We start from the raw sequence: 510 nt of genomic DNA, 5'->3' as shown, positions 1-510 counted from the left end.
AAATAAAACATTTCACTGCATGTATGTGTATGTGACAAATAGGATATGAAAATGTCAGTAATCATTCAGATCTTCTATTATTATGGTGTGCAAGTCAGGAAGCTCAGTGCAGATGGAACGTTCAGCCGATCGTACCACCCTCTGTAGAGCTCGTATGTCCTGTTGTGTGCTGTTCCCGAACCACGCTGTGATGCTGCCGGTCAGGATGCTCTCAACGGTGCAGGTGTAGAAAGTCCTGAGCACCTGAGAGGGCAGTTTAAAGTCCTTTAGACGTCTGAGATGGAAAAGACGCTGTCGGGCTTTCTTCACTATGTGGCCGATGTGGTGTGTCCATGACAGATCTTGTGAGATGTGGACACCAAGATACCGGAAACTGTCCACTCTCTCCACAGCGTCGCCGTTGATGGTGAGTGGTTGGTAGTTCCTCGTCTCCCGCTTTGTACTGAAGTCCACGATCATCTCCTTTGTTTTGCTGACGTTCAGGAGGAGATGGTTTTCCTGGCACCATGT

At 48.2% G+C, this 510-nt stretch carries 1 protein-coding gene; it reads right to left on the bottom strand.

From position 1 onward, the window contains the following. Positions 1–54: 54 nt before the first annotated feature. On the bottom strand, positions 55–510 hold a 456-nt coding region (locus F0L74_RS32825), incomplete at its 5' end, for an alkylated DNA repair protein domain-containing protein (protein WP_213087168.1).

The organism is Chitinophaga agrisoli (genome assembly GCF_008386695.1).
Lineage (GTDB): Bacteria > Bacteroidota > Bacteroidia > Chitinophagales > Chitinophagaceae > Chitinophaga > Chitinophaga agrisoli.
Note: the sequence above shows the minus strand (reverse complement) of the source record. Positions and strands in the feature narration are given on the sequence as shown.